The 6,106-nt window shown below is 67.4% G+C and carries 6 protein-coding genes; all 6 read left to right on the top strand.

The window, feature by feature from the left end; all coding sequences use genetic code 11:
* Nucleotides 1-266 precede the first annotated feature (266 nt).
* The 6 genes from LR394_RS38200 (at nucleotide 267) to smpB (ending at nucleotide 6,104) form a co-directional block, all read left to right on the top strand.
* On the top strand, nucleotides 267-509 hold the full coding sequence (locus LR394_RS38200) for a helix-turn-helix domain-containing protein (protein ID WP_231449597.1): 243 nt from the start codon (nucleotides 267-269) through the stop codon (nucleotides 507-509).
* Nucleotides 510-1,105: 596 nt separating this feature from the next.
* Entirely contained in the window at nucleotides 1,106-2,215 is a 1,110-nt protein-coding gene (gene prfB, locus LR394_RS38195) for a peptide chain release factor 2 (protein ID WP_231449596.1), read from the top strand.
* A 241-nt stretch (nucleotides 2,216-2,456) separates the two neighbouring features.
* Nucleotides 2,457-3,146, top strand: a complete 690-nt coding sequence (gene ftsE / locus LR394_RS38190) for a cell division ATP-binding protein FtsE (protein WP_231449595.1) — start codon at nucleotides 2,457-2,459, stop codon at nucleotides 3,144-3,146.
* A gap of 74 nt (nucleotides 3,147-3,220) precedes the next feature.
* Nucleotides 3,221-4,135: a permease-like cell division protein FtsX gene (gene ftsX, locus LR394_RS38185; protein ID WP_231449594.1), complete on the top strand. Its 915-nt coding sequence runs from the start codon at nucleotides 3,221-3,223 to the stop codon at nucleotides 4,133-4,135.
* Between the two features lie 70 nt (nucleotides 4,136-4,205).
* Nucleotides 4,206-5,519, top strand: coding sequence for a peptidoglycan DD-metalloendopeptidase family protein (locus LR394_RS38180; RefSeq protein ID WP_231449593.1), 1,314 nt, complete (start codon nucleotides 4,206-4,208; stop codon nucleotides 5,517-5,519).
* A gap of 114 nt (nucleotides 5,520-5,633) precedes the next feature.
* Nucleotides 5,634-6,104, top strand: coding sequence for an SsrA-binding protein SmpB (smpB, locus tag LR394_RS38175; RefSeq protein WP_231449592.1), 471 nt, complete (start codon nucleotides 5,634-5,636; stop codon nucleotides 6,102-6,104).
* Nucleotides 6,105-6,106: the final 2 nt, after the last annotated feature.

Below are 6,106 nucleotides of genomic sequence, written 5' to 3'. Positions count from 1 at the left end.
CAGACGAGGTGGCCCGCGCAGACGAGGTGGCCCGCGCAGACGAGGTGGCCCGCGCAGACGAGGCAGCGCCGAAGACACCCCAACAAGCCACCAGTGAATGGCCCCGACCCGCTCAGACGGGAGGGGAACGACCGGCAGGTCGGGGCAGTCTCGGAGATCGGGGAAAGTCTGATCTAGTTGGTAATGCACCACATAGTTCGGCAAAAGCACAAATCAAACCGCTTTCTGCTACTCCCCTCCGCAAACCCCCGCCTACGGTCTGCCAAATGAGCGACCTGGGGCGAGTCGTAGCGCGGAACATCCGCGGCGAGCGCTCACGCCTGGGCCTGACCCAGGAAGAGTTCGGCAAGCTCGTCGGCTGGTCCCTCAGTCAGGCGCACGACGCCGAGAAGGGCAACCGGCAGATCAAGGTCTTCGAGATCCCCGCCATCTGCAAGGCTCTCGAGGTGACCTTCGCCGATCTCTGCCGCGGCGCCACCTCGGAAGACCTGGACGCCCTCGGTCTCTGATCGCAGGCCCGCCAGAATCCGAAAGTCCCACACCCAGAATCTGAAGGCCCCGCCCAGGATCTGAAGGCCGACCCAGAATCCGACGGCTCCACCCAGAGTCTGAAGCCTTCGCCCAGAATCCGACGGCCTCGCCAGAGTCTGAAGATCCCACACGGGCCCGCAAGGCCCGACCGGAGCCCGCAGGCCCCACCAGTCGCCCAGAACGTTCAAGATGCGCTCCCCGCCGAACGGGTGCACGCTTTCCCCGTGACCCGGTGAGTGAGAGCAATCCGGGGATCGGGGAATGGGAGCCCCTGTGGGAGTTGGAGCCCAGCCGCGCGTCCGGCGTTGAGTCAGGACGCGCGGCCGGGAGCCCGCGGCGCGGCCGGTCTCAGCGAAATCCCCAGGTCATCCGGGTCGCCCGAACTCCAGCCCCGACCATCACTGTAAATCGGGCATTCTTGCCGAAATGGGTCAAATGTGTGACGCCTGCAACACGGCTGCATGAAAAGGGCCGCCTCCGGAGCGCCGGTCAACCCGGCGAAACCCGATGAGGAAGGCGACGAGGAAAGTGCCGACTCCGTGTTTCGGCCGAAGACCGCGTAACCTCGATCAATGTGGCGACCGACTTCCCTAGCGAGATCCGCGCTCTGCGCACCACCCTGGAGTCCATCCTCAAGGTGAGCGACCTGGACGATATGCGTTCGGAGATCACCGGGCTCTCCGAGCAGGCCGTGGCCCCCGACCTCTGGGACGACCCGGAGAAGGCCCAGGTCGTCACGTCCAAGCTCTCGCACCTGCAGTCCGAGCTGGAGCGCCTCGAGAAGATGAGCGCCCGGGTGGACGACCTGGAGGTGCTGGTCGAGCTGGCCGAGGCCGAGAACGACGCGGACACCCTGGCCGAGGCCGAGAACGAGCTGCGCAACGTCCAGAAGGCGCTCGGCGAGCTCGAGGTGCGCACCCTGCTCTCCGGCGAGTACGACTCCCGCGAGGCCCTGGTGACGATCCGTTCCGAGGCCGGCGGGGTGGACGCGGCCGACTTCGCCGAGATGCTTCTGCGGATGTACATGCGCTGGGCCGAGCGGCATTCGTACAAGACCGAGGTCTACGACACCTCCTACGCCGAGGAAGCGGGCCTGAAGTCGGCCACCTTCAAGGTCGACGCCCCCTACGCGTACGGCACCCTCTCGGTCGAGCAGGGCACCCACCGGCTGGTCCGGATCAGCCCGTTCGACAACCAGGGCCGCCGGCAGACCTCCTTCGCCGGGGTCGAGGTGCTGCCCGTGGTGGCCGAGACCGACCACATCGACGTGCCGGAGAACGACATCCGGGTGGACGTCTACCGCTCCTCCGGCCCGGGTGGTCAGAGCGTCAACACCACCGACTCCGCGGTCCGGCTCACCCACATCCCCACCGGCATCGTGGTCACCTGCCAGAACGAGAAGTCGCAGCTGCAGAACAAGGCCTCGGCGATGCGCGTGCTGCAGGCCAAGCTGCTGGAGAAGGCCCGCCGCGACCGGCAGGCCGAGCTGGACGCGCTGAAGAACGACGGCGGTTCCAGCTGGGGCAGCCAGATGCGTTCCTACGTGCTGCACCCGTACCAGATGGTGAAGGACCTGCGTACCGAGCACGAGTCCGGCAACCCGAGCGCGGTGTTCGACGGCGCGATCGACGAGTTCCTGGAGTCCGGCATCCGCTGGCGCAAGACCCAGGAGCAGAACGCCTAGAGCAAGGGCGAAGGGCAAGAGCAACAGCAGCAACAAAATTGAGGACGCTTCTGCGCGCGGCTACCGCGCGTAGAGGCGTCCTCAACGCTTTGCCGCCACGCAAGGCACAGGAATCGCACAGACTCACATCCGTAACGCACTCGGACTCGGCAGGTCCCCCTCGGCACTCCCGCGGACCCCTAGACTTCGATCGGCCGCGAGCACCTTCCCCTAGTCCCCGACGGCGGCCGAGGTCTGAGCCGTGATCCGATTCGATGACGTCACCAAGGTCTACCCGGGTTCCAAGCACCCCGCCCTCAACTCGATCAGTCTCGAGGTGAGCAAGGGCGAGTTCGTCTTCATGGTGGGTGCTTCCGGGTCGGGCAAGTCCACTTTTCTGCGTCTTGCGTTACGTGAGGAGAAGGCCACCAAGGGTGTGGTCCGGGTCTCCGGCAAGGACGTGGCCAAGCTGTCCACCTGGAAGGTCCCGCACCTGCGGCGCACCATCGGCGCGGTGTTCCAGGACTTCCGGCTGCTGCCGAACAAGACCGTGTTCGAGAACGTCGCGTTCGCGCTGCAGGTGATCGGCAAGCCCCGGCACGCCATCGCGCACACCGTTCCCGAGGTGCTCGAGCTGGTCGGCCTGGCGGGCAAGGAGCAGCGGTTCCCGCACGAGCTGTCCGGTGGTGAGCAGCAGCGCGTGGCGATCGCCCGGGCCTTCGTCAACCGCCCGGCGATCCTGCTGGCCGACGAGCCGACCGGAAACCTGGACCCGAACACCAGCGTCGGCATCATGCGGCTGCTGGACCGGATCAACAAGACCGGTACCACGATCGTGATGGCCACCCACGACCACGAGATCGTCAACCAGATGCGCAAGCGCGTGATCGAGCTCGAGCACGGCAACATGCTGCGCGACGAGGTCGCCGGCGTTTACGGCTACTCGCGCTGAGTATCGCCGGTCGCCGGAACGTCCGCCCGAAGCCCCTCCCGAGCAGCTGAGTCTCCAGAGCAACTGAGAAGGACATGCGTTTCCAGTTCATCGTCGACGAGATCCTGATCGGCCTGCGCCGCAACATCGCGATGGCCATTTCGGTGGTGCTCGTCACCGTCGTGTCGCTGTTCCTGGTCGGCCTGGGCTTCCTCGCCCAGCGCCAGGTCGACACCATGAAGGACTACTGGTACGACCGCGTTCAGGTCTCCATCTTCCTCTGCGGTGACGGCTCGACCGCGGCCGGCTGTGCCGACGGCAAGGCCACCGAAGCCCAGAAGGAGCAGATCCAGGCCGACCTGGCCGCCCCGCAGCTGGCCGCGTACGTGGACAAGGTCTACTTCGAGACCCAGGACGAGGCCTTCAAGCACTTCAAGGAGCAGTTCAAGGACAGCGCGCTGTCCGAGAACGTGACGGTCGACCAGATGCCCGAGTCCTACCGGGTCGACCTGAAGAACCCCGAGCAGTACCAGGTGGTCGCCGAACTCTTCACCGACAAGCCCGGGGTGGAGACGGTGGAGAGCCAGAACGAGGTGCTGGACCGGCTCTTCGCGCTGCTGAACCAGCTCAAGCTGGGCGCCTGGATGCTGGCCGCGGTGACCCTGATCTGCTCGGTGCTGCTGGTGGCCACCACGATCCGGCTGACCGCGTTCACCCGCCGCCGGGAGACCGGCATCATGCGCCTGGTCGGGGCCTCGAACTTCTTCATCCAGCTGCCGTTCATCCTGGAGAGCATGATCGCCGCGGCGGTCGGCGCCGGGCTGGCCTCGGTGGCGCTGGTCGGGGTGACCAAGTTCCAGATCCAGGACCGGCTGGCCCAGTCGCTGACCTTCACCAACTACGTCGGGGTGGGCGACGCGCTGATGGTGGTGCCGTGGCTGTTCGTCATCGGGTTGGGAATCGCTGGCGTGTCGGCCTTCCTCGCGCTGCAGAGATACCTCAAGGTGTAGTCACTCCTGTACCGTGTGTGACCAAAGTTGCCATCCGATACGGGGTTGACCGGCGACGGGGGGCACGCGGATGAAACGGCGAAGCACGTACCTGAGCCTGGTCGGCCGACGCGGAATGCGTCGGCCGGCCAGGCTTCTTGCTGCGGTCCTGGTGGCCGGGGCAGTACTCGCGGGTGGACTGACGACCCTGACCCAGAACGCGGCGCCGGCCGCCGCTGACTCGGTCGAGGACAAGCAGGACAGGCTCGCCGAGGAACTGAAGCAGCTGCGCGAGGACCTCGAGGGCACGTCCGACGACCTGGTCGAGGCCGCGGTCCGGCTGAAGACCGCCGAGGCCCGGTTGAGCACGGCCAACGCCCAACTCAAGGCCGCCGAGAGCGCGCTGCGCAAGGCCAACGAACGCGACGCGCAGCTGGCCGACGAACTGGAGCTGGCCGAGGCGGCGGTCCGTAAGGCCCAGCGCGAGCTGGACGCCCGGGCCGACGAGGAACGTGAGACCAAGGACCGGCTGGCCGGCATCGCCCGCGAGGCCTACGTGAGTTCCGGCATGGCCGGGCTCTCGATCGCGCTGGACGCGCAGAGCCCGGAGCAGTTCGCCGACCGGGTCAGCGTGGCCGGGAACGCGCTGAGGGCGCAGGGCGACGTGATCGACCGGCTGGCCGTGGAGCAGGCCGAGACCCGTGCCCGGGAGGCCAAACTCGAGGCCGGCCGGCTTCAGGTGGCCGACCTGAAGGAACAGTCCGAGCAGGTGGTCCGCGAGCGGGAGGCGGCGACCACCCAGGCCCAGAGAGCAACGGACGAGATCGGCGAGTTGGTCAGTGAGCGCGAGGAGGCGGTGGCGGCCATCTCGGCTCGCAAGGCCGCTGAGCAGAAGCGCATCGACGACGCGGAGAGCGAGCAGGAAGAGCTCGCCCGGATCCTGCGGGACCGGGCCCGGGCCGAGGAGGCCGCGCCGAGCGGGGGCGGCGGATCCTCCTTGAACGGTGGGGGCAGCTCTGGTCTGGCGTACCCGGTCAGTGCCCCGATCACGTCCAACTACGGCTACCGCTACCACCCGATCCTGAACTACCGGCGGCTGCACGCGGGCACCGACTTCGGGGCTGGCTGCGGTACTCCGCTGCGGGCCGCCGCCGACGGCACGATCGTGCGGGCCGGCTGGTCCGGCGGCTACGGCAACCAGATCGTGGTCGATCACGGCCGGATCAACGGCTCCGGCGTGGCCACCTCGTCCAACCACCTGAGCCGGATCGTGGTCCGGTCCGGCCAGGTCCGTCAGGGGCAGGTGATCGGCTACACCGGTACCACCGGGCTGTCCACCGGCTGCCACCTGCACTTCGAGGTGTACGTGAACGGTGCCACGGTCGATCCGATGGGCTGGCTGTAGAGCGGTGTCCGCCCGCAGCTAATCAAGTGGGCACCAGTCGCTGCACCCTCCTAGACTTGACCGTCGGCGGTTCGGCCGAAGCAAGGAAACATGCGTGGAAGAGGTGAGGTAGGCGTGCCCAGGGAAACCGGTCGCAAGGTGGTCGCGACCAATCGCAAGGCGCGGCACGACTATCACATCGACGACACCTACGAGGCCGGCATCGTGCTCACCGGTACCGAGGTGAAGGCCCTGCGGGAAGGCCGCGCCTCGCTGGCCGACGGCTTCGCCCAGATCGACCGGGGCGAGGCCTGGCTGGAGCACGTGCACATCCCGGAGTACTTCCAGGGCACCTGGAACAACCACGCCCCGCGCCGGCGCCGCAAGCTGCTGCTGCACCGGGCCGAGATCGACAAGCTGGCCGGCAGCACCCGCGAGGGCGGTTACACGCTGGTGCCGTTGCAGCTGTACTTCAAGGACGGCAAGGCCAAGGTCGAGATCGCCCTGGCCCGCGGTAAGAAGAACTGGGACAAGCGCCAGACCCTGCGCGAGCAGCAGGACAAGCGCGAGTCGGACCGGGCGATGTCGCTGCGGGCCAACCGCTGAGC

This window comes from Kineosporia babensis, assembly GCF_021129305.1.
GTDB lineage: Bacteria > Actinomycetota > Actinomycetes > Actinomycetales > Kineosporiaceae > Kineosporia > Kineosporia babensis.
This window is presented reverse-complemented; position numbering and strand designations above follow the sequence as displayed.

Bases quoted from the DNA above. Each gene is read 5' to 3' on its own strand.
- LR394_RS38180 (WP_231449593.1), top strand. From the start codon at position 4,206: ATGAAACGGCGAAGCACGTACCTGAGCCTGGTCGGCCGACGCGGAATG.
- ftsX (WP_231449594.1), top strand. From the start codon at position 3,221: ATGCGTTTCCAGTTCATCGTCGACGAGATCCTGATCGGCCTGCGCCGC.
- LR394_RS38200 (WP_231449597.1), top strand. From the start codon at position 267: ATGAGCGACCTGGGGCGAGTCGTAGCGCGGAACATCCGCGGCGAGCGC.